Here is a 20,331-nt window from a genome sequence, read left to right as displayed (position 1 = left end):
ACCTTCTGGTTGAGCCGGAATTGAAGGGGGGATTAGTGGTCGAGGTACAGGTAGTTTTGCCAGCTCTTCATACGGATAAGAACCTTACGCATGATAGAGACATGATGGAAGCTGTCTGAATAGACGGCGATTTCGACATTGGTACCGTTCGGCAGCATATGTTCAGAAATATCGTCTGTCATCTCCAGCACGACCAATGCACGGCCTTGGTCGCTAAACATCTTGTCGCCCATCAACATGCCTTGCGCCTGAATCTGACCTTCTGCAATGGCAGGCAGCACTTCGACGACTTTGCCCTGGAAGGTTTTGCCCGGCAGAGCACGGAAGATGAACTCAGCTTCAAAACCCGGTTTCAGGCGTAGCAGGCTGTTTTGGCGGAACGCGCCCACATATCGGGTGCGGTCTTCATTCACAAAGGTCATCACCGGACGAAGCGGCATAGGAACGGCCATCATACCTGGGCGCAGCGTCACTTGGGTCACGTAGCCGTCAGTCGGTGCACGGACAATGGTGCTGTCCAAATCAAACTGTGCTTGTTCCAATGCAGCCTGCGCTTTCGCTACAGTGGTGTCCACGCCATTGATTTGAGAGGTAACACTCAGCAACTGACGATCTTCTTCCGCTTCTGCGGCTTCCAGAGAGGCCTCTGCAGCCAGATAGATTTGACGTTTGTTGTCGACATCAGAAGCGGTAAATGCCCCCTTCTTTGCACCTTTTTGGTAACGTTCAAACTCTTTCTTTGTTCTGTCTCGCTCGGCTAATGCTTTGAGGGTATTGGCCTTAGCCGTTGAGTAAGCGGCCTGACGGGCCAGTACAGATTGCTGCGCGTCCTGCAGGGCTGCCTTGGCTTCCATCACCCGGGCTTTGAATCGAGTTTGATCAATCTTAAACAGGATGTCGCCCTGTTTGAGTGGCTGATTAGCCTGTACCGGCACATCAACAACCTGTCCACGTACGTTCGGTACAATCGGCGTGGTCACGTACACATTACCACCCAGCGCTGTGTGAGGGTGGTTGTAGTTCATCAGCAGAATCAATGTGCCGATCAGCACGACACCCCCCAATACCGCAGTGGGTACGGTCCATTTATTTAGAGGGATTTTGAAGATTTTGAAAATAGCAACACACAGTGCGGTGTAAGTCAGAATGAGGAGTAAATCCATTATTTAGTCTCCCCGTCAGTATCGCCGTTTGAAGGTGTAGATGCCTGTTGTTCTTTGTCTTCGAGCTTTTTCTCAAGTACTGCAATGCGTTCCTTCATGGCATTGAATTCACTCTGTAGCGCTTCCTGATTATGCTCGAGTGCATTCATACCCCAACCCCGGTCGTGACGCCACAGCGTTGCCCAAATCCATAAGAAGGGCCAGAGCGCGTGAAGGGTAAACAGACTCACCCAGCCAGCATGGTGGATGGCATCTTGATGCGGATGATTCCGCTTTTTCGCGATTTCATAGGGGATGTCGTGAATGACAATGATGCCGTAGAAAATCACCAGAGCGACAAAGACCAGCAGCCCAAGCGCAAAGTAATCGAGGTTCATATTTTATCCTTTTATATGACTTACTGACTCGTCCGTGTCTACCGAATACCGCTGAAATTCAAGGCTAAAAAGACGAACGATTACGCGATAATATAACACTCACTTAACCAATCGTGGCTAAGATGGCATAAGAATTAACAAGATTGGATCGATCCGCCATCATCACAAAAGATGTTTGATAATATGGCACGGTTATTTTGGAAGGCAGGGAGTCAGGAATGTATTCACATCAATGGGTTGACGGAAAGGATGCAGGGTTGCCAACCGGCAAAGCGGTTTGTATTGGAAGAAACTATGTCGAGCATGCCAAAGAACTCAATAATCCTATCCCTGATGAGCCTGTGCTCTTTATTAAACCGGCGACATCAATCGTCGGCACCGATTCCCCGCTAGCACTCAGTGAACGTCTGGCCCCTATTCATTATGAGGCTGAGTTATCCGTATTAATCGGCAAGCCACTGACGAAGGCAACAGCGGAAGAAGTATTGGATGCGATTGTTGGTGTTGGGGTTGCGTTAGACCTCACACGCCGCGAAGCCCAAAGCAAACTGAAAGAAAAAGGGTTGCCTTGGGAGCTGGCAAAATCCTTTGATGCCAGTTGCGTGCAAAGCCAGTTCGTACCTTTTGAAGGCATAGATCTGGCCGCGACTACTTATGGTTTGGACATCAACGGCGAGCCAACCCAGCGCGGAGACACCAGCCTGATGATTAACCCTGTGGTCGATTTGATTTGCCATCTCACCCAGTACTTTACACTGGCACCGGGTGATATTGTGCTGACAGGTACACCAAAGGGCGTGGGTAAACTCGCTGATGGTGATGCTTTGACACTGACTTTAGCAGATGAAGTTTTGGCAGAATTTAGTTGTATCAGTGCGCCTTAAAAAGATAAGGAAACAGCGCTTTTCTCTCTTCTGCGGACAAACTGCAAACGCGGTCGATATTGATTTGCGGGATATCTTCCGCGTCCCCGCCGTAGTGCTTCAGGGCTTTTTCAATGCTGGCTTCACGGATCAGGTGAAACATCGGGAACGGTGAACGGTTGGTCAGGTTGCTGTCATCTTCCGGTTCAACATCCGCAAAGCAATAATCGGGATGGAAACTCGCAATCTGGTAAATACCGCGCCAGCCAAACTGATCAATCAGCATATCTGCGACATCCAAAAACTGGTTGTAGTCATCAAAGTCCAGAAAGTGATTCGGAGTGACCACGATGGTTGTTTCTAAATCCGCCACGTCGCTTTTTTCCAGCAATGTTAACTCTGTGATGATGCTTTCCATCACTTCCTGATCATCCTGGGCATCACATACGGCAACCTTGATTTGCTTGTTACGTTGCGGCTTGGCGGCAAACGGGCAGAGGTTTAAGCCAATGACGACTTTCTCGAGCCACTCTGTGGTTTGTTGCTCGACGAGGTTTTTGGAAGGAAAAGCGGTCATGGTAATTACTCTGTTGAATGTGACAGCGGTATATTAACGGCGTATTTCGCCAAACCCAACGTTTATACCAAAACAAGAAAGCGAGCTGGCCTGCCAATGAGTGAAAATCATTCGCATTAGTTTGACGGGAGAGCCTTTATTATTTAAAGTGCATTTGAAATGCATCTTTAAAGGGGAAGGTTATGGAAGTAGTAATCCAATCTGGAAATGAACGAGGCATTAACTTCAAAAAGGTTACGCAGGTCGGCGGCGTGTTGATGATTATGTCGGGCTTGATAATGGTGAGCTCTTTACTCATCAGCTTTCCATTTGCGGACAATTTTTCAATTTTCCATCAAACCATCGCCCACATAGTGACCATCGTGATAGCGGGGGTATTCAAAGTCGGATACGTGACTTACATCGTTGGACGATACGAGCGCAGTCTACCTTGCTGATAGGCAAGCGTGCTCATCCTTCATTAAAAATCTCGCCAGAAGGATGAGCAAGCAGCGTTTTATTTATCTTCTGTAGGCGCTTGCCACGCCTTAGTACCCCAAAGTGGAACCGTTGAGAGGCTGTGTTTATGGCTCCCTTGTGTCTCTTTGGTCGAGTAAGAGAGGTACATCAATGTTTGGTTTTTAGAATCAAAGATGCGGCGGATTTTCATCGATTTGAACAAAATGCTTTTCGATGCTGTGAACACCACTTCACCGGACTTTGAACGGTCGACGTTGGCAATCATTTCTGGGGTGATTTCACCCGTCTGACGGCATGAGATTCCCATATCCGACGGATCAGAAAAATCGAGGTCTGCTTTCACATGGCTGATGTGGCAAGTGACGCCGGGCACTTCTGGGTCGTTAAAGATCTGAATTTTGATGTCTTTGGTTGTGAACAAACCCAAACTGACATCACCAACCTCATCATCTGAACAGCCTGCCAAAGCAAATCCGAAAACAGATGCAGCGATAAGCGCTCGAAGTGGTTTTGAGGTAGGAGATTTAGGGAAAGCGAACATGGCAGCACCTGTCGTTAGAAATATTTCAAGCCACTTTATCAGTGGCTTGTGTTAATTGTCTAACTTCGACTGGTATCGCTAATAAAGAGTCACTAATCGAATTGTGCGTCACCAGGGCGGCGATCCAGCGTTTCTGGATTGAAAGTGAGTAGCTCGTCGTATGCATCACAAAAGCTTGCCGTATCATTGTATTTTTGGCGGGCAGCTTCGATTTTTCGCTCTGCTATACGGCGTTTATCGGAGCCGTTGCGATCAGAGCTGAAAATTCGTTGCTGAGTAAACAGCTCCTGCGTGAACTTCTGCTTGCAGATTGATTCGTTTCTTTCTGTAACCACTTCACCCAACTTATCTTTTGCAGCAAAGGCAAAACCAGATACCAGAGCCGAAGTTATAATTATTGATTTAACAACGAGATAGCGCATAATCCTCACCTGATAGTGAACCCACTCGTTTTAAAGATAGTTCACACAACAGTGCCTCTCCAGTGAGATACGTTGCTCATTTTTGATTCAGCACAATTCCCCTTTCATTTGGTGATATTGGTTCCTGATTTAACGCCTCATTATCAAACACTGACTATCGGATTCCGGCCTGTTTTCGGCGCTGGTTAACATTCCTACAAAAGAGGGATGAAGAGGGCGTAGCTTACGGTTATCTTCATCTTTTTCAAGGAATGACAGTGACGTAAGAGATGCAAAATCAGGTAAACAGCTCGTACTTACAGCTTTTTCTGCGCGAATCTGGCACCGCAGCCATGCTGGATATTGAACAACTTCCCGACGTGTCAGATGTCGATGCCATCGCCCTTTTTGACTGGATGTCCAGTAAGCGCTCTTTCTCGGTATCAGAAGTGAAAGGCCAACGCTGGATTAAAACCTGCAGTGCGGGCTATGTAACTGAGTTGCTGCTCAAAGAAGACGGCACCCTTGAAGAATTTACCCTGTTCAACCGCCTACCAACTAAAGGTTGGTGGAAACTGGAACAAGGTGTGTTGGACTTGGAAATCGTGAAAAACGACAACACTTACCGTAGCCGGGTCATTGCCAATAAATCAGTGAACATTCACTCCGCCATCGAGTATAAAAACGGCGAACTGCATTCTTACCTCAAACTGGCGCAAGTCATGCCGGTAGCGCAAAGCGCGTAAGTGCTATTTAAATCCAACGCCAAAGGTCAGCGAAATGCTGGCCTTTTTCATTTGTAGGTCCCACGAGTGAATTTCTCTGGTCATTAGGTATAAGTGAGACCCCTAACATATTGTTTTTGCGCTATACATGAAGGCAGAGCGTTGGCTTTGTGTTGAGGGAGTAACAAGGTGCAAATAGGGCTACCAACTTGGGTGATTGTTGCGACAGGACTGGTCATGAATGTAATCGCCGCGCTAATGACCAACTTTGTAATTGATGGTTTGGGAGAGAAAGCGGCGGTGGTGGAGGAAACCCAGAGCAGCAACAATCAACTTATTCAATTGACCTGGCAGCAAGTCGATGCCCTTGAGCGCCGAAGGGAAACCTTGCTCATCATCCTTACCACCCAAGAAGAGGGTAGAGAACTGCCTAAGATGCTAGTTAGCCAACTGCTTTCACCGTTTTCTGATATGACAGATACACCCCTAGATATGGCCAACATCAACAAAATTATGCTTGGTATTGACCAGCAGCAAGATCTTCTGCGAAACAAGATAGATACGCTATATCTCGATAACCTACAGTTAGCTGACGCCTACCGTGAAATTGTGAGCAGTATCTCTAACTACCGAAACCTTGCTCTTTTCCTACAGATACTAGGTCTGGCGCTGATCATGGCCCGAGACCTCTCCCGAAAGCTAGACTAGATAGTGATCAAATAGGCTTAACATGTGCCATATTTAATGTGGTTACATACGCTATTTGTATCTTAATAATCAGAATAAAACACTGGTTTTAATTTTAAATATAGCGCCTAAATCCAACAGAGTTTTGTTCTAATAGCCGATATAACGGAGGTGAAAAAGTCGGCGTGAACGGCACTTCTCCATTCCGTTTTTTTATTGAATTTTTGGCTGTTTTAGCCGTTTTGATTTAGCGATTTTGGGGTGAGTAAATGGGTGGCGCTAACCGCGTTCGCAGCGTCGTGGCTGATATGTTTGCCATGGTCGTTTTCTGTTTCGTCACTGGCATGATGGTCGAGATCTTCGTGTCTGGTATGTCTTTCGAACAGTCTTTGGCTTCGAGACTGTTGTCGATTCCAGTCAATATCCTGATTGCCTGGCCTTACGGTGTATTCCGAGACAATGTGCAAAAGTTATCGCAACGTTTATCTTCGACCAAAACAATGAAGCGTGTGGCGGACTTTGTCACTTATGTGGCTTTCCAGTCGCCAGTGTATGCAGCCATTTTGTTTACCGTTGGCGCTGAACCAAGTCAAATCGCAACAGCCGTCGCGTCAAACGCGCTGCTTTCCGGCTTGTTGGGTGTGGTGTATGGCTCATTCCTGGAGCGTTGCCGCAAACTGTTCCGTGTTCAGGTGATGCCTGCTGCTGTTTAACCAATTGGTAAAACAATACCAATCGTAGTAAATATCTGCTCATCCTAGCTTGTTAAAATGCTCGATAACTGCGTTGGAAAATTTGATTGTAGAATAACTACTCATCGAAATTTTCCGCCTTGTTCTCGAGCATTTTTCCTGCGCTATTTCTGATCAGCTACTTACTGTGATTGGTATAATGCCACCTCAACCTGGTGGCATTTTTTGTTTTTACACCAGCAAACTTTGTACTTCCTTTTGCAGTAAGTGACGGTCTAATGCGTTCGGTTTTAAAAGCTCACCGATATTCACTTCAATCTTTGACCAAAACCGTCTTGGGCGGGTCGTCAGTGCATGACCGTTTTTATGACTGAAGAAGGAACCCCACAACCCTTTCAATGCCATTGGGATGACCGGAACCGGCGATTGAGCGAGGATTTTCTCCACGCCGGGTCTGAATTCGCCCAGTTCACCATCAGAGGTTAAGCGGCCTTCCGGGAAAATACAGACGACTTCGCCGTTGTTTAATGCCTGCTCAATGGTTTCAAATGCCGCGTTGTAGGTCTTCTCGCACTTGCGTGGTGAGCAGATAGGAATGACACCCGCATGACGGAAAACGTATTTCAGTATCGGCATTTCACTGATGGATTTATCCATCACAAAGCGCACCGGGCGGGGTGAAGTTCCCATCAGGAGCAATGCATCTACATAGCTGACATGGTTGGCGACAATCAAGGCTGCGCCTTGCTCAGGAATATGCTGGCGGCCTTTTACTGACACGCGGTAAAGGCAATGACTCAGCAAGTAGCTGACAAAGCGTTGAGTGAACTCGGGCACCTGACGGTAAACGTAAACCGCAACAATAAAATTTCCCACCGCCATTAGCGCAAACAGCTCAACAATTGATAAATCCAATACGCTCAAAACCAAGATAGAAACCAGTGCCGAGGCCACCATAAACAATGCATTCATAATGTTGTTTGCAGCGATGGAACGTGCGCACTCACCGTCTTTAGCGCGTGACTGAATAAATGCATACAGCGGGACAATAAACACGCCGCCACTAACACCCACCAAAAAGAGATCAAACATCACACGCAGATGGCTTGATTGAGCGATGAAGCTTTGCACGCCATAAAACTGCTTGGGGAAAGATTCAACGGAGGGAACTGCCCAAAGCAAATCCGCGCTGAAGAGTGTCAGGCCAAGAATACCGAAAGGAAGAATGCCCAGCTCTACTTTGTTGAAAGACAGCTTCTCACAGATGAAGGAACCCGTGGCAATACCGATAGAGAACAAGGCAAGCAGCAGCGAAACCACAGTACTGTCTGCATGTAGGTGTTCACGGGCAAAGTTCGGAAACTGTGTCAGATAGGTTGCACCCATAAACCAGAACCAACTGATGGCGAGAATCGACATCCAAATCCCGCGTTGTTTTTTGGCGACTTTGAGTGTGTTCTTCATGCCTGAAATCGGAGAGAAATGCACTTTCTCCTGATTGGAAACAGGCAATGAGGGAATGTTCACGCTACTCAAAAAGCCAATCAATGAAAGCGAAACCACCAGACACGCTGCAATAAAGGTCCCGCTGGGAATGGCGAGCAGCAGACCTGCGCTGAGCGTACCAATAAGGATAGAGAGGAAAGTACCTATTTCGACCCAGGCATTGCCTTTTACCAGTTCATTGGCCTTCAGAGCCTGAGGTAAAAGAGCGTACTTAACCGGTCCGAAGTAGGCCGATTGGGTTCCCGTCATAAATAGCAGGGCCAACATCAGCAAGGCATTTTGCGTCAAGATGGCAGCAGCGGCGCAGCCCATAATGGCGAGCTCTGCCAGTTTCAAACGCTGAATGAGTTTGGCTTTATCCATATTGTCGGCAATCGCGCCAGCATGCGCAGAAAACAGGAAGAAAGGCAAAATGAAAAGGCCAGCAGCAAGGTTAACGAAGAGATCGACCGAAACAGGAAGTGAATCAATAAAACTGTAGGTCACCATCAACAACAGAATGTTCTTGTAGATGTTGTCATTCAGCGCGCCCAGGCACTGAGTGAGAAAATAGGGAAAGAATCGTTTCGTGAAAAACATGCCGGCTCCTTGGAGTCAATTCGCGTCAGATGTTGTCACTTTAAAAGGTGCAGAAAAGGATTCCAGCGTAGTGAAAAGAGTCGCGATATAAGGAACCGAAAGTCGCACCATTTGAGACTTTAACGAGGTAGCAAGGGAACGAAAGGCAGGAAGTATTTTCGTCGCCGTATCCCATTAAACGTCTTTCTGGACTCGCTGTTTGAAGCCCCTTGAGCACTGGGTGGACTGTGTTCTACAATGGCGCACTTTCAAATGACATCAGGTCAATACAATGAACGACACAACTTCAAAGCCAGCGCTGCCAGACCACCTTTCTGGTAACCCACGTAGCCCACACTTTGTAGAAGAATGCTTCCAGCACGACATCGGCATTCGCTTCAACGGTAAAGAGCGTACTGATGTTGAGGAGTACTGCATCAGCGAAGGTTGGATCAAAATTCCTTCACCTAAAGCACTGGATCGTCGTGGCCAGCCACTGCTGATTACCCTGAAAGGCACGGTTGAAGCTTACTACATCTAAGCTTTCAAACGTCGCAAGACACTGATTCAAAAGAACGGGAGCCCAAGGTCACTTAGGCTCTCTTTCTTTGCCTGTAAAACAGCGTTTTTACGCGGGATGATTCCCTTAGGTGCAAACCTGGAACTCTGATAGACTCCCCCGCCTCTCCGGTAAATCGTGTTGATTACGCCGGACCACCTAAGACTAGGATCTGCTTTGACCAATAATGATATCTTGCGCCGCATTCGCTATACCTTCGACTTTAAAGACAAAGAAGTCGTGGAGATTTTCGCGCTGGCTGATGTAACCGTGACGCTTGAACAAGTGTCGGCTTGGATGAAAAGAGATGAAGACGAAGCGTTTGTGCAAATGAACAGCATCGAGCTTTCTTCTTTTCTGAACGGTTTGATCAACCTGAAACGCGGCAAGCGCGACGGTGAACAACCTCAGCCTGATGTCCATCTGAGCAACAACATGGTGTTCCAGAAACTGCGTATCGCTCTGAACCTGAAAGCGGAAGATATTCTGGAAATTCTTGAACTGGCGAACTTCCGCTTGAGCAAGCATGAACTGAGTGCTTTTTTCCGCAAGCCTGACAATAAACACTACCGTCAGTGTAAAGACCAGATCCTGCGTAATTTCCTGATGGGTGTGCAGCTAAAACTACGCCCTGAAGATCAGACTGAATACCAAGACTGATCATTGAACGATTTAAAACAAAGCCCGGTTATCCGGGCTTTGCTGTCTCTGCTTGATGGAAACTATACCAATCACAGTAGGTAGGTGATCAGATATTTACTACGATTGGTATTAGTCTCGTGTTTTCGGCTTGAACTGCTTGATGCTGCGTTTGCTGTTGCTGCGACGGTTGGCTTTCTTGTCGCGAGGCGGACGTTTGCGCTCGCGGGTGTTGCTTTCTGCTGCAGGTTTGTCTGTCACCGGGAACCCTTCAAGTGGAAGCAGTTCCAATGGTCTTCCCGTTAACTTGCGGATGGCGTTCAGCGAATCGGTTTCGCCATGGCAAACTAAAGAGAGCGCCAGACCATTTTCGCCAGCACGCGCGGTGCGGCCAACGCGGTGAACATAGACAGGCGCGTTCGGTGGTAAATCAGCATTAATAACCACAGGCAGCGCGTCGATATGAATGCCGCGGGAAAGCAGGTCAGTGGAAACGAGAACAGTCACTTTCTTGGCTTTAAAGGCCGCCAGAGTTTGCTCGCGTGCCGTCTGATCTTTATCGCCATGAAGCGCCGCCACAGACATTCCGGCTTTGATGAGTTTCTTCGCCAAGGCGTCGGCATTACCGCGTTCGCCAACAAACACCAATACCTGCTCCCAGCCATGTTGTTTGATCAGCGAAATCAACGCCTGCGCCTTACTGCCTTTGTTAACAAGGTAAAGGCGCTCTTCAATCTCTTCTACCACACTGTTTTTCTGGTGCGCTTCGATTCGCACAGGTTTAAAGAGCATAGACGCGGCGGCAGACTCCAGTGCTTGCGGCATAGTGGCTGAAAACAGGAGAGTTTGTCGCTTCGCTGGCAGCGCAGAAATCAGGCGCTGAACATCTGGCCAGAATCCCATTTCCAACAGACGGTCTGCTTCATCAAGCGCCCAAAGCTTCAAGGCGTTGAGCGAGACTTCTTCTTTGTCGATGAAATCAAGCAGCCGACCTGGCGTTGCCACGATAAGATGTGGCTTGTCAGCCAGCTCTTTGATCTGGTTTTCAGGCGCGACGCCGCCACACAGCATCGCGGTTTTGATGCCCATGGGTGCGGCTATTTCATCAATCGCTTTGATGACCTGAGCGGCCAGTTCACGGGTGGGAACCAGCACCAAGGCCTGAATGTCTTTCTGGTTTGCGTCGATGCAATTAAGCATTGGCAGACCGAATGCCAGCGTCTTGCCGCTACCTGTTTGCGCGAGTGCAATCACATCGCTGCCTTTCAAAATGGCTGGAATGGCTTTTTCCTGAATCAGGGTTGGGGACGAGAGCGCTTTAGGTAGCGCTGCAAGCAAAGCAGGAGAGAGATTCAACGATGAAAAAGTCATGGGCAATTACAGTCTGGTGGGAAAGGCGGCGAAGTCTAACAGTAGGCCGCCTTGAGTGGAATCGCTAATTATCGACCACTATCTATCTGACCAAACCGCAAACTCATTGCCACTTGGCTCGGTAAAATGAAAACGCCTACCGCCTGGGAAGTCGAAAATCGGTTTCACTATCTTGCCACCAGTCTGCTTTACGTTGATTTCTGTCTGCTCCAACGACTCACTGTAAAACACCAAAAGTGCGCCACCGTTTGACGTCTCTGAACACATCTCCGCGCGGAAGAATCCACCATCTAAGCCTTGATCAGAAAAGGCGGTGTAATCAGGGCCGTAATCGGTGAAGGTCCAGCCAAAGGCTTCAGAGAAAAAGGATTTGGTGGCTAACAGGTCACGGGCGGGAAATTCAACGTAGTTCAGTTTACCGTGTTGGTTCATTGGCGCACTCCAAGGTCGTCAGAAACGCGACCATGTCTGGCCGCGCAGCCATTCAAGATGATTAGCTCCATCCTAAATCAAGGCGGCTACGTGCTTTGAGATCAAAGGCAACTTCCTGCAAACAAACCTTCTTATAACGGAAACAAAATGTCATGCGGTGAAGTGAGTTACATTTGGTTTTGAATTGTTTCCTTTGTTGCACCTGAATCTGAAGGTTCGAAGAATTGACGAAAAGTGAAGGCGTATTCTGACTCGCCGTGTTCGCGTAAATGTTCCAGCCTCTCTTTCGCTTCTTCCAGCGAGGGGATGTGTCCTTCAGGAATCCACCACATTACAAAGTTGTGTGAGTTTGGCTTTTCAAACCATTCATTTCTGCGCTTCATGATGCCCACATGATGGGTTTTGAACATGAACTGTTTGAGTGCATCGGCGGACTCCCAAACAGAGAGGTTAATCAGGGTATTAGGGTTACCAAACAGGCGGTAACTGAGCACCTTGCTATAGGAATCTTTAAAGCGCCACACATACCCGCGGGACGATTCCGCAGTCGAATTGACTGAAGGAATGTTATCGACAAAGTCCTTTAAAAGCGGGTCGTCAATGTTGGCTTTGGCAATCGAAATATTTAGCTCAGCAAGGTGCATTCCACTCTCCCTAACTTATCTGTTCATCAACCTCCCACGAATCGTCAGAGGGGTAAAGTCACCCTAAGACGATGCGAGGAGTGCGTCTCACATATGCAGTGATGTGGAAGCTACCAGACACTGAAGTGTGGGTATTGAACGATATTTCACTAGCATCACCTAACTGCCATCCGATTGTCATTGTTCTGAAATCTCAGCTCGTAAAGGTAGCGCCATTGAATAGGGTAATAGAAAGGAGTCCACCCATGCGTAAGCAGCGCAACCTACTCACTTCTGTGCTGGCGCTTTCAGTCAGCGCGGGTTTGCACGCCGCAGAACAGTCTTCATTTCAGCGCATCAGTGCCGTGTCGACAGCCAACAATATCCCACCGGGCGTGGAAAAAAGTCATGAAACCTCCGCGGAAATTATTGCTGTCAGTGAAGACGGCAACACACTGGTTTACACCGATAGCCCGTTGAAAGGTGTGGGGATGCTGGATATCACCAACCCGAAAAAACCAACAGGGAAAGGCTTTGTCTCTTTGGATGGCGAGCCAACCTCGATTGATGTGCTGGGTGACACCTTTGTCACTGGCGTGAACACTTCAGAGAATTACACCCAGCCTTCCGGCTATCTAGTTCAACGAAACCTGAATACGGGTAAACAAATGTGGAAGTGCGACTTGGGCGGACAACCCGATTCGGTTGCGGTGGCGAAAGACGGCAGTTTTGTTGCGGTGGCGATTGAAAATGAACGCGACGAAGACCTGAATGACGGTGTGCTTCCGCAGTTTCCTGCCGGCCACTTGGCGATTGTCCCTGTGAAAGGCGGTCAACTGGTGTGTGCAGAACAAATGAAAGTGCCAATGACAGGTATGGCAGGTATTGCGCCGGAAGACCCAGAGCCAGAATTTGTGGATATCAACAGCCTTGGCGAAATCGTGGTCACCCTGCAAGAGAACAACCACCTGGTGATTGTTGATGGTAAAAAAGGTGAAGTGATTGAGCACTTCCCTGCCGGCGCCGTTGATTTGGATAACGTCGACTTGGATGAAGAACGCGCCCTGACCTTTGATGGAACCCAGAAAAACCGTAAGCGTGAACCCGATGCGGTGAAATGGCTGGATGACGAGCGCTTTGTTATTGCCAATGAAGGTGACTACGAAGGCGGCTCACGAGGCTTCACCATCTTCAACAAGCAAGGCGACGTGTTGTTTGAGTCGGGTTTGGATCTGGAATACCGCATCGCGATGGCGGGTCACTACCCGGAAAAACGCTCTGGTAACAAAGGCGCAGAGCCGGAAGGTCTGGAAGTCGGTACTTTCAATGGCCAGCAATACATTTTCGTGTTGTCTGAGCGTGGTTCTGTCGTCGGTGTATACCGCGACACAGGTAAAGCGCCGGAGTTTGTTCAGCTGTTGCCTTCTGGCATTGCACCGGAATCTGCCGTTGCGATCCCGCAGCGCGGTCTGCTGGCAACGGCCAACGAGAAAGATCTGATTGAAGATGGCGGCGTGCGTGCTCATGTGATGCTTTATCAGATTGGCAGCGAAGAACCCTCTTACCCACAAATTGAATCTGTGATGGTTGATGGTAAACCCATCGGATGGGGGGCGTTGTCAGGTCTGGTAGCGGATCCAAACAACGAAAACACCCTGTACGCCGTGAACGACAGTTTCTATAAAGCCCAGCCTTCGATTTTTGTGGTCGATGCTTCTTCTGCGCCAGCCAAAATCACAACGCGTATTCCTGTGATGAAAGACGGCAAACCAGCGAAGAAACTGGACTTGGAAGGGATTACTACAGATGGCAAAGGTGGTTTCTGGTTAGCGTCTGAAGGGCGCACTGACAAAGAGATCCCACACGCCCTGTATCGTACTGATGCCAATGGCAACATCGTAGAAATGGTCGAATTCCCAGCTGAATTGCTGGCTGTGGAAAAACGCTACGGTTCAGAAGGCATCACCCGTGTAGGCGACAACCTCTGGGTTGCGATTCAGCGTAGCTGGAAAGATGACCCTGAAAACACCGTAAAGCTGGTGCAATACAACACCAAAACTGGCGAGTGGAAAGCGGTGCGCTACCCCACAGAGCCAGCGGAAAATGGCTGGGTAGGTTTATCTGAAATTACGGAACACGAAGGTGCGCTTTACATCATTGAGCGTGATAACCAAATCGGTGACGCGGCGAAAGTGAAGCAACTGACCCGTGTGTTACTGGCTGATGCCAAACCCGCCGCATTGGGCGGTGAACTGCCATTGGTGAGTAAAGACGTGGTTTATGACTTCATTCCAGATCTGAAAGCGCAGGGTGGTTTCGTGACGGATAAAATTGAAGGCTTTGCGATCACCAAAGACGGTAAAGCATTCGCCGTTACCGACAATGATGGTGTCGATGACAGCAGCGGTGAGACCTTCTTCTTCCCACTTTCCAAAGATGGAAAGGCGCTGGATTTTGCGACCTTGCGTCCTTAGCTTGATGATATAAATAAAAACGCCGGCTTGATGCCGGCGCTTTTGCTTTAGAGTGCCAACCGATAATTCAACAAATCGTGGTGCTGCCCCTGAATCAAAGCTGCGTTCAGTGCTTTGCTTTGGTAAACAAACCCAGCGCTCTAAAGCTCATTGTTTACATTGTAAATTGTTAAAAAGGCTGCTCGGTGAACCGGCTCATCAGTTTCCAGTGCTTAGATGAATAATCTGTGGTGACATCAGAACCTGTGTTTAACCAAAAATGGTCTTGGGTAAACATCATTGTCGGGTGGTAATTTGGCTGGGTTGAAGCCAGTGGATACTGTCGGCCAAAACCGCGTTTTTGGGTCGCTTCCAACACATACTCGTTACCATTGATGAACAGCACTACCCAGGCATGACCACCACCGTCGTATGTGCCGACTGCCACGCGCGCGTCATACCCAGCTTCAATCAACCAGTCTGCCAGCAGAATAGCATGGTCCTCACAATCGCCGGAAGGGTAGTAGTAAGACTGCTTGCTCGATTGCCAAATTTCCATCAGGCCACCGTATTGCTCGTGGTCATACTGGTAGGTTTTCTTTCTGGCGATCACCAGCATGGGCAGCATAGGGTTGTCGACTTTGAAGGGAAGATAGCCCTCCAGGTAACTGTGGGTCAGGTGAAAGTTCCCTTTTATGTCGGGCGCCAGCGCCGTAAAAGGGCGGTTATTGGTCTGGTAAGTGTAGAACCCGTTGTTCCCCTTCAAAGATGCACGCCAACGGGCGATTTCCTTATGGGAGATCTTACGGTTTGAGTCAAGCAAGGTGAGAAAACCATTACTTCCATCAAATTCGATATCCGCCGGCGTCAAGGCGCTGGTGGAAGCAGTTATCTGCTTTTCAGTGTGACTTGGCACATCCGGCAGTTTGGCCTTTCTCTCTTCAAGCAGGCTGGCCACTACGGCCAACACCAACATCAGCGGAAGATAAAACTTGAGGTTCATGGCTTAACTGCGAAAACCGAACGCAACGATAACAGCAACGAAAATGAGGATGGTTGATGCAAAAAGTGAAACCGCCACGTTGCCCTTCTTCATTTCCTCTTCTATATCCACATTCTTCAACAGTTTCTTGTCCACCCACAACAGGGCGTAAACGCCAACCAGCAAAGAAATGATGGTGTAAATGAGATTGATGGAAAGGTTGAGAATTGAAGCGAAAAAAAACTCGCTGCCCATAGTTGCACTCCTTGCATAGGGTAAGTATCGGCTTCTGCCATATACGTTGATAGTACTGTTTTTTATCCAGCTATTCGATGCAAATGCTTGGTAAAGCGAGTCTTATCAAACCTTACAAAAATGTATAGTTCGCGAAAAGTTGGCGAAAGCCCCTTTAGTTAGAGTATCTACGTCGACAGGGAAATGTCCTTGTCCACCGATACCAATAACGAGGATGACACCATGAAAAAGACAATGATTTTTAAGCCTGCTGCTATTTCTGCTGTATTGGGTCTGAGCGCCATGATGGCGGTAGGCACTGCAAACGCGGGTGACGCACCAAAGTCACTGAATGAAGATGCAGTCAGTCTGGTTCAGGCGGTTGAGATTGCCAAAAACGCCACTGGCGGCGTGGTACTAGAAGCAGAACGCGACGTAGAAATGGGCCAGGCGGTATACGAGATTGAGCTGGCAAGCGAAACCGGCGAAGAAATCAAAACCGTGGTGAACGCAACAACTGGCGAAGTGATCTTGACGAAAGCCCGTCGTGACCATGACGACCACCACGATGATGACGACATTGAAGACGCCATTTGGCTATCAGGCATCAAAGACGGAACCTACTTGTCTCTGGAACAAGCGCTGATGCAAGCGGAAACACAGGTTGGCGGTAAAGCGTGGAGCATTGAGCAAGATGACCACCGTGACCAGCCTTCTTATGAAGTTGAGTTGCTGGATGCAAACGGCAAACGCGTTGAAACCCGCATCAATGCGATGGCTTCGAAATAAGCCTACGCATAGGGTCAACAGACCCTAGAAAGTCACAATCGAATTTATCTGTAGGGGCGATGCCGTCCCTGATTGGAGGTACACATGAGCGACGAAACTAAAAACACATCAATGTGGCAACGCGCAAAAGAGATGGTGAAACGTGTTGTTCAAGAGGCACCTATGGCAATTCTGGGTGTTGTGAGTTTCTCACTACTATTTATGCTGGGACTGGTTACACTGGGAATCAGTTTGATGGCCGGAATAGCGGCAATTATCGCGGCGAAATGGCAACAACGCCAGATGTATAACGACATCGCCAACCCCACAGATAAGAGAAACGACGAAGAACCGATTGCGGCTGTATAAGCCGCAATGTTATCCGAACAGAGAGAGTCCCTATGCGCGTGTTGTTGGTCGAGGACGATACCAGCCTCAGTAGTTTTGTAGAAAAAGGCCTGCGTGAAGCAGGCCATCAGGTTGAAGTCACCGACAACGGTAAGCATGCGCTCACGCTTTGTATGGCAGAAAGCTACGATGTGGCGATTGTCGATCGTATGTTGCCGGGGTTGGATGGTCTCTCTTTGGTCAAAGCGCTGCGTGCGGCTCAGGTCGGCACGCCAATACTTTTTCTGACCGCCCTCGGTGGCGTAGATGATCGTGTGCAGGGTTTGGAAGCGGGTGGTGATGATTATCTCACCAAGCCTTTCGCGTTTTCTGAGCTGTTGGCTCGCGTCACCGCGCTTTCCCGCCGCTCTGTGTTGAAGTCCACCGAAGCCAGTCCTGAAATCAGTTATGGCGACGTGGTGCTGAACCTGTTTGAGCACTCCGCCACCCGTCAGGGGCAGCCACTGGATTTACAGCCGAAAGAGTTCCGTATTCTGGAGCTGTTCCTTCGCCACCCTGGTCGGGTGATCACCCGCACCATGCTACTTGAACACGTATGGGATATTCATTTCGACCCGCAAACCAGCGTGGTGGAAACCCATATCAGCCGCCTTCGCAACAAGCTCGAAAAGCCTTTTGGCGATACGCTGATTCAGACTGTCCGCGGCGTGGGCTATAAGCTTGAACAAAAAGGCGGTGAGGCGAAATGAAAGCCAGAGTGACGGACTTTTTCCATCGCCACTTTTCCAAGCGCAAACTGCTGACGTTGTTACCGTCCTGGATGAAAAGCTCTGCAACCCAGCAAGGTTTGATGTTTGGTGGTGTGTCGATTATCAGTCTGGTGCTGATGGCAACCGTGACTTTCTTCTATGTCGAGCATGAACTGAAAGACCAAAACCGTGAGATAGTGAAAGAGTCCCAGCAGTTAGCTACCGGTCACCATAAAAAAGTGGATGATGACCCGATTGAAGACGACGAGATTCTTGCGGTGCTGGCGTCTGGTTTTGTACTTGCTGGCGTACTGGTGTCGATTTTCACCGTGGCATTGGTTGTTGCGATGAGCCGTATTAGCCAAAAACGTATCAATCGCATTGAAAGCGTGCTCAATGCGGCGGCTGAGGGCGATCTTTCCGCTCGGACCGACGTGAAATACATACACAACGATTTGGCGAGAATTTCAGTTTCTGTTGATGACATGCTGTCACGGCTGGAAGGCTCTGTCGCGGCGATGAGCGACATCTCTGCCAACATCGCTCATGAGCTAAAAACACCGATTACCCGCTTGCGCCATAACCTGTTGACACTGCGGGAAGACGCGGAGCGCGTTGAGCCGAATCTCGATGACGCTTTTATCGAGGAACTCGACAAAGCGTTGGAAGATTCGCAGCGTTTGGCTTCTATTTTCGATGCATTGTTGCGGATTTCCCAGATTGAATCCGGTGCGCGCCGAAGCCGCTTTATGGCGCTTGACCTGAACAATGTCATTGAGACGGTGGCAGAGATTTACGTCGATGTCGCCGAAGATGCAGAGATGACGCTGACGGTAGAGAAGCCGGACTCACCACTGATGATTCAAGGCGATCGAGAGCTGCTTATCCAGCAGGTGGCGAACCTGATTGAGAACGCGCTGCGTTATTGTCCTGCGGGCAGTCAAATCCAGCTTCGCTGCGGTGAAAATCCGGAAAACGGCAATGTGTGGCTCGAAGTGAGTGATAATGGCCCCGGTATCTCTGATGAAGAAAAAGAGCGCGTGTTCGAGCGTTTATACCGTGTCGACAAAAGTCGCACCGATGGTGGCCTTGGTCTTGGGTTGTCCTTGGCAAAAGCCGTGGCTGGTTTGCATTACGGCCATATTGAGCTGTTTGATGCAGAACCGGGGTTGGGCGTCAGGGTGGCGATCTCTGTCCGCTAGTGGGTATATATGCTTGAGAAGATTGTTTTTCTTCGACAAGAGAAACGAAAGTGTATGTGCTCATGAATAACAATGAATGTCATGTTTCTGCTTTTTATTATATGAAACAGAATTCATTTTGAGGTTATTTACTCTCTAAAATTAAAATTGATAATTTCTTTATTTTTTTATCTTTAAAGTTTTGGATTTAAATTACCCTGTCGACACCTTTAATTCTCATTATTGAGAATTAAAGGTGTCAGAAATCGATATTCCCTACTCGATTCCCGAATAACGGAATGCTTCTTTGGTTAGGCGGTTTAATTCGCTTTCTTTCATTTGGTTATGAACAACGGTGATGCGTCCGAGGTAAATTAAAGGCACTTCAGAAGCCCTGCCTTCGAGGTGAAATTTAATGGCCTCTGCGGTGGCCACACCCAGATCATCGCTCATCCTCATTGGCGTCGCATCTAATTCACCCGCCCGAATCTTTTCGATCTCTTTTGCCGTTCCACCCCAGCCCGTAACATAAATATCAGACAATCTGTCTGCTTCACCAAGCGCTTCGACAGCACCCATGGTCATGGCGGTATTGGCATTGTGTATCATCGATACTTCGGGAAAATTATTGAGCACCAATCGCACGCCGTCAGCGCCTCCGAGCTTCTGATATTGGCCAAAGTGTTCGTAGATATTGCGCCAGTTACCTTTCCGCTGTACACAGTCGATAAACCCTTGAGAACGTTGAGTATCTGTAATGCCAGGGATACCTCGGTTGGCAGCAAATTCCACCTCTTTGCCCACGTGCTTAATCACATGGTCGCAAAGTACATCAGCGCCCATGGCACTCGAAAAGTCGAACCAGGCATCAGGCTGATGGGTCCATGTGCTATCTGGCGTATGGAACGCCCAAATGAAGGTTTTAAATTGTTTTGATGCGGACAGCTTTTGGATATTGGTGGCTTGTAAATCAAGCTCGGAAGGACCAAAAATGACAAAGTCATAGGGCTCCTCAGCGCTCAAGACTTGGTCGGTGTACTGGGTTTGCCGAGAATGCTCTATCTGCCTTGAGGAGAATTCGTGAACCTCATAGGGAACCCTCAGCGCCAATAGTCGCTGAGTCATTGCTTTGAAGTTTTTTATCCAAAAATCAGAGATATCTGCACTAGGATAAATAATAGCGATACGCATCGGTTTGCGTAAATTTTTCATATTGATCGGTAAGGGTGGGTCACTTACTTTTTTCTGAAAGTCTTTAAGTTTTTCATTATTCAGATTATTTGGGGTTTTATTAGCAATAGCTGAAAAAGATGCAGACCCTAAAGCGAAAATCAGGCCTGCCAAAATACTTCTTTTCATTTACCTTCCTTGTGGTTTACCAATAGGAAAAACTCTATTAACATGCTTATTAATGATACATGAGATTTATAAAATAGACGGGTC

General features: G+C 48.3%; 24 protein-coding genes. 12 read left to right on the top strand and 12 right to left on the bottom strand.

All coding sequences use genetic code 11. The annotated features are described in order from the left end of the window. Positions 1 to 32 precede the first annotated feature (32 nt). Positions 33 to 1,163, bottom strand: a complete 1,131-nt coding sequence (locus G5S52_RS07700) for an HlyD family secretion protein (protein WP_165012534.1) — start codon at positions 1,161 to 1,163, stop codon at positions 33 to 35. Beyond that, positions 1,163 to 1,540, bottom strand: coding sequence for a DUF3302 domain-containing protein (locus tag G5S52_RS07695; protein ID WP_165012533.1), 378 nt, complete (start codon positions 1,538 to 1,540; stop codon positions 1,163 to 1,165). The genes G5S52_RS07700 and G5S52_RS07695 overlap by 1 nt, the downstream gene beginning before the upstream one ends. A 218-nt stretch (positions 1,541 to 1,758) precedes the next feature. Here G5S52_RS07695 and G5S52_RS07690 point away from each other — a divergent pair, with 218 nt between their 5' ends. Continuing rightward, positions 1,759 to 2,424, top strand: coding sequence for a fumarylacetoacetate hydrolase family protein (locus G5S52_RS07690; protein WP_165012532.1), 666 nt, complete (start codon positions 1,759 to 1,761; stop codon positions 2,422 to 2,424). Here G5S52_RS07690 and G5S52_RS07685 read toward each other — a convergent pair. Beyond that, positions 2,411 to 2,986 carry a DUF1415 domain-containing protein gene (locus G5S52_RS07685; RefSeq protein WP_438590715.1) on the bottom strand — a complete coding sequence of 192 codons (576 nt, stop codon included), beginning with the start codon at positions 2,984 to 2,986 and terminating at the stop codon, positions 2,411 to 2,413. The two genes, G5S52_RS07690 and G5S52_RS07685, sit on opposite strands and share 14 nt — an antisense overlap. 176 nt (positions 2,987 to 3,162) lie before the next feature. On the opposite strand from G5S52_RS07685, the gene G5S52_RS07680 reads away from it, so the two are divergent. After that, positions 3,163 to 3,417: a hypothetical protein gene (locus tag G5S52_RS07680; protein WP_002536558.1), complete on the top strand. Its 255-nt coding sequence runs from the start codon at positions 3,163 to 3,165 to the stop codon at positions 3,415 to 3,417. Positions 3,418 to 3,476: 59 nt separating this feature from the next. Here G5S52_RS07680 and G5S52_RS07675 read toward each other — a convergent pair whose 3' ends face one another. After that, positions 3,477 to 3,980 (bottom strand): CreA family protein, encoded by a 504-nt coding sequence (locus tag G5S52_RS07675; protein ID WP_165012530.1) that lies wholly within the window; start codon positions 3,978 to 3,980, stop codon positions 3,477 to 3,479. A 92-nt stretch (positions 3,981 to 4,072) separates the two neighbouring features. Beyond that, positions 4,073 to 4,402 carry a hypothetical protein gene (locus G5S52_RS07670; protein ID WP_002536559.1) on the bottom strand — a complete coding sequence of 110 codons (330 nt, stop codon included), beginning with the start codon at positions 4,400 to 4,402 and terminating at the stop codon, positions 4,073 to 4,075. A gap of 269 nt (positions 4,403 to 4,671) precedes the next feature. Here G5S52_RS07670 and G5S52_RS07665 point away from each other — a divergent pair, with 269 nt between their 5' ends. The 3 genes from G5S52_RS07665 to G5S52_RS07655 all read left to right on the top strand — a co-directional run bounded on the left by G5S52_RS07665 (position 4,672) and on the right by G5S52_RS07655 (position 6,506). Then, positions 4,672 to 5,127 (top strand): hypothetical protein, encoded by a 456-nt coding sequence (locus G5S52_RS07665; RefSeq protein WP_165012529.1) that lies wholly within the window; start codon positions 4,672 to 4,674, stop codon positions 5,125 to 5,127. A gap of 168 nt (positions 5,128 to 5,295) precedes the next feature. Then, positions 5,296 to 5,814, top strand: coding sequence for a hypothetical protein (locus G5S52_RS07660; RefSeq protein WP_165012528.1), 519 nt, complete (start codon positions 5,296 to 5,298; stop codon positions 5,812 to 5,814). A gap of 248 nt (positions 5,815 to 6,062) precedes the next feature. Beyond that, the gene (locus G5S52_RS07655; protein ID WP_165012527.1) at positions 6,063 to 6,506 is read left to right on the top strand and encodes an L-alanine exporter AlaE; all 444 of its coding nucleotides are present in this window, start codon (positions 6,063 to 6,065) and stop codon (positions 6,504 to 6,506) included. Between the two features lie 210 nt (positions 6,507 to 6,716). Here the strand turns inward: G5S52_RS07655 and G5S52_RS07650 are convergent, their stop codons facing one another. Next, positions 6,717 to 8,570, bottom strand: a complete 1,854-nt coding sequence (locus tag G5S52_RS07650; protein WP_165012526.1) for an MFS transporter — start codon at positions 8,568 to 8,570, stop codon at positions 6,717 to 6,719. A gap of 271 nt (positions 8,571 to 8,841) precedes the next feature. On the opposite strand from G5S52_RS07650, the gene G5S52_RS07645 reads away from it, so the two are divergent. Next, a complete protein-coding gene (locus G5S52_RS07645; protein WP_002536576.1) occupies positions 8,842 to 9,090 on the top strand; it encodes a DUF3297 family protein in 249 nt (82 codons plus the stop codon). 195 nt (positions 9,091 to 9,285) lie between these two features. After that, complete coding sequence (locus G5S52_RS07640; protein WP_165012525.1) at positions 9,286 to 9,768, top strand: YehS family protein; 483 nt, start codon at positions 9,286 to 9,288, stop codon at positions 9,766 to 9,768. Positions 9,769 to 9,879: 111 nt separating this feature from the next. Here G5S52_RS07640 and G5S52_RS07635 read toward each other — a convergent pair whose 3' ends face one another. The 3 genes from G5S52_RS07635 to G5S52_RS07625 all read right to left on the bottom strand — a co-directional run bounded on the left by G5S52_RS07635 (position 9,880) and on the right by G5S52_RS07625 (position 12,194). Then, the gene (locus G5S52_RS07635; protein WP_165012524.1) at positions 9,880 to 11,118 is read right to left on the bottom strand and encodes a DEAD/DEAH box helicase; all 1,239 of its coding nucleotides are present in this window, start codon (positions 11,116 to 11,118) and stop codon (positions 9,880 to 9,882) included. A gap of 78 nt (positions 11,119 to 11,196) precedes the next feature. Then, positions 11,197 to 11,550: a VOC family protein gene (locus G5S52_RS07630; RefSeq protein WP_165012523.1), complete on the bottom strand. Its 354-nt coding sequence runs from the start codon at positions 11,548 to 11,550 to the stop codon at positions 11,197 to 11,199. Positions 11,551 to 11,717: 167 nt separating this feature from the next. Then, on the bottom strand, positions 11,718 to 12,194 hold the full coding sequence (locus tag G5S52_RS07625) for a DUF3291 domain-containing protein (RefSeq protein WP_165012522.1): 477 nt from the start codon (positions 12,192 to 12,194) through the stop codon (positions 11,718 to 11,720). 245 nt (positions 12,195 to 12,439) lie between these two features. On the opposite strand from G5S52_RS07625, the gene G5S52_RS07620 reads away from it, so the two are divergent. Continuing rightward, positions 12,440 to 14,647, top strand: coding sequence for an esterase-like activity of phytase family protein (locus G5S52_RS07620; protein WP_165012521.1), 2,208 nt, complete (start codon positions 12,440 to 12,442; stop codon positions 14,645 to 14,647). Between the two features lie 169 nt (positions 14,648 to 14,816). Here G5S52_RS07620 and G5S52_RS07615 read toward each other — a convergent pair whose 3' ends face one another. Together G5S52_RS07615 and G5S52_RS07610 are read right to left on the bottom strand one after the other, a co-directional pair. Further along, positions 14,817 to 15,629 (bottom strand): transglutaminase domain-containing protein, encoded by an 813-nt coding sequence (locus tag G5S52_RS07615; protein ID WP_165012520.1) that lies wholly within the window; start codon positions 15,627 to 15,629, stop codon positions 14,817 to 14,819. Between the two features lie 3 nt (positions 15,630 to 15,632). Beyond that, positions 15,633 to 15,863 carry a DUF350 domain-containing protein gene (locus tag G5S52_RS07610; RefSeq protein WP_002536650.1) on the bottom strand — a complete coding sequence of 77 codons (231 nt, stop codon included), beginning with the start codon at positions 15,861 to 15,863 and terminating at the stop codon, positions 15,633 to 15,635. 222 nt (positions 15,864 to 16,085) lie between these two features. On the opposite strand from G5S52_RS07610, the gene G5S52_RS07605 reads away from it, so the two are divergent. The 4 genes from G5S52_RS07605 (at position 16,086) to G5S52_RS07590 (ending at position 18,909) form a co-directional block, all read left to right on the top strand. After that, a complete protein-coding gene (locus G5S52_RS07605; RefSeq protein WP_165012519.1) occupies positions 16,086 to 16,631 on the top strand; it encodes a PepSY domain-containing protein in 546 nt (181 codons plus the stop codon). An 84-nt stretch (positions 16,632 to 16,715) separates the two neighbouring features. Then, positions 16,716 to 16,979, top strand: a complete 264-nt coding sequence (locus G5S52_RS07600) for a hypothetical protein (RefSeq protein ID WP_165012518.1) — start codon at positions 16,716 to 16,718, stop codon at positions 16,977 to 16,979. Positions 16,980 to 17,011: 32 nt separating this feature from the next. Continuing rightward, a complete protein-coding gene (locus G5S52_RS07595; protein ID WP_002536655.1) occupies positions 17,012 to 17,707 on the top strand; it encodes a response regulator transcription factor in 696 nt (231 codons plus the stop codon). Next, entirely contained in the window at positions 17,704 to 18,909 is a 1,206-nt protein-coding gene (locus G5S52_RS07590; RefSeq protein ID WP_165012517.1) for a sensor histidine kinase, read from the top strand. Before G5S52_RS07595 ends, G5S52_RS07590 begins: the two co-directional genes overlap by 4 nt. 255 nt (positions 18,910 to 19,164) lie before the next feature. On the opposite strand, the gene G5S52_RS07585 is transcribed toward G5S52_RS07590, so the two are convergent. Next, positions 19,165 to 20,247: a substrate-binding domain-containing protein gene (locus G5S52_RS07585; protein ID WP_165012516.1), complete on the bottom strand. Its 1,083-nt coding sequence runs from the start codon at positions 20,245 to 20,247 to the stop codon at positions 19,165 to 19,167. Between the last annotated feature and the right edge of the window lie 84 nt (positions 20,248 to 20,331).

The organism is Grimontia sedimenti (genome assembly GCF_011045095.1).
Classification (GTDB): Bacteria; Pseudomonadota; Gammaproteobacteria; order Enterobacterales; family Vibrionaceae; genus Enterovibrio; species Enterovibrio sedimenti.
The sequence above is the reverse complement of the archived record's forward strand: the minus strand, read 5'-3'. Positions and strand labels throughout refer to the sequence as shown.

Bases quoted from the DNA above. Each gene is read 5' to 3' on its own strand.
- G5S52_RS07655 (WP_165012527.1), top strand. From the start codon at position 6,063: ATGGGTGGCGCTAACCGCGTTCGCAGCGTCGTGGCTGATATGTTTGCC.
- G5S52_RS07670 (WP_002536559.1), bottom strand. From the start codon at position 4,402: ATGCGCTATCTCGTTGTTAAATCAATAATTATAACTTCGGCTCTGGTA.
- G5S52_RS07620 (WP_165012521.1), top strand. From the start codon at position 12,440: ATGCGTAAGCAGCGCAACCTACTCACTTCTGTGCTGGCGCTTTCAGTC.
- G5S52_RS07590 (WP_165012517.1), top strand. From the start codon at position 17,704: ATGAAAGCCAGAGTGACGGACTTTTTCCATCGCCACTTTTCCAAGCGC.
- G5S52_RS07585 (WP_165012516.1), bottom strand. From the start codon at position 20,247: ATGAAAAGAAGTATTTTGGCAGGCCTGATTTTCGCTTTAGGGTCTGCA.
- G5S52_RS07665 (WP_165012529.1), top strand. From the start codon at position 4,672: ATGCAAAATCAGGTAAACAGCTCGTACTTACAGCTTTTTCTGCGCGAA.
- G5S52_RS07635 (WP_165012524.1), bottom strand. From the start codon at position 11,118: ATGACTTTTTCATCGTTGAATCTCTCTCCTGCTTTGCTTGCAGCGCTA.
- G5S52_RS07595 (WP_002536655.1), top strand. From the start codon at position 17,012: ATGCGCGTGTTGTTGGTCGAGGACGATACCAGCCTCAGTAGTTTTGTA.
- G5S52_RS07650 (WP_165012526.1), bottom strand. From the start codon at position 8,570: ATGTTTTTCACGAAACGATTCTTTCCCTATTTTCTCACTCAGTGCCTG.
- G5S52_RS07605 (WP_165012519.1), top strand. From the start codon at position 16,086: ATGAAAAAGACAATGATTTTTAAGCCTGCTGCTATTTCTGCTGTATTG.
- G5S52_RS07675 (WP_165012530.1), bottom strand. From the start codon at position 3,980: ATGTTCGCTTTCCCTAAATCTCCTACCTCAAAACCACTTCGAGCGCTT.
- G5S52_RS07615 (WP_165012520.1), bottom strand. From the start codon at position 15,629: ATGAACCTCAAGTTTTATCTTCCGCTGATGTTGGTGTTGGCCGTAGTG.
- G5S52_RS07690 (WP_165012532.1), top strand. From the start codon at position 1,759: ATGTATTCACATCAATGGGTTGACGGAAAGGATGCAGGGTTGCCAACC.
- G5S52_RS07625 (WP_165012522.1), bottom strand. From the start codon at position 12,194: ATGCACCTTGCTGAGCTAAATATTTCGATTGCCAAAGCCAACATTGAC.
- G5S52_RS07700 (WP_165012534.1), bottom strand. From the start codon at position 1,163: ATGGATTTACTCCTCATTCTGACTTACACCGCACTGTGTGTTGCTATT.
- G5S52_RS07695 (WP_165012533.1), bottom strand. From the start codon at position 1,540: ATGAACCTCGATTACTTTGCGCTTGGGCTGCTGGTCTTTGTCGCTCTG.
- G5S52_RS07610 (WP_002536650.1), bottom strand. From the start codon at position 15,863: ATGGGCAGCGAGTTTTTTTTCGCTTCAATTCTCAACCTTTCCATCAAT.
- G5S52_RS07680 (WP_002536558.1), top strand. From the start codon at position 3,163: ATGGAAGTAGTAATCCAATCTGGAAATGAACGAGGCATTAACTTCAAA.
- G5S52_RS07645 (WP_002536576.1), top strand. From the start codon at position 8,842: ATGAACGACACAACTTCAAAGCCAGCGCTGCCAGACCACCTTTCTGGT.
- G5S52_RS07600 (WP_165012518.1), top strand. From the start codon at position 16,716: ATGAGCGACGAAACTAAAAACACATCAATGTGGCAACGCGCAAAAGAG.
- G5S52_RS07630 (WP_165012523.1), bottom strand. From the start codon at position 11,550: ATGAACCAACACGGTAAACTGAACTACGTTGAATTTCCCGCCCGTGAC.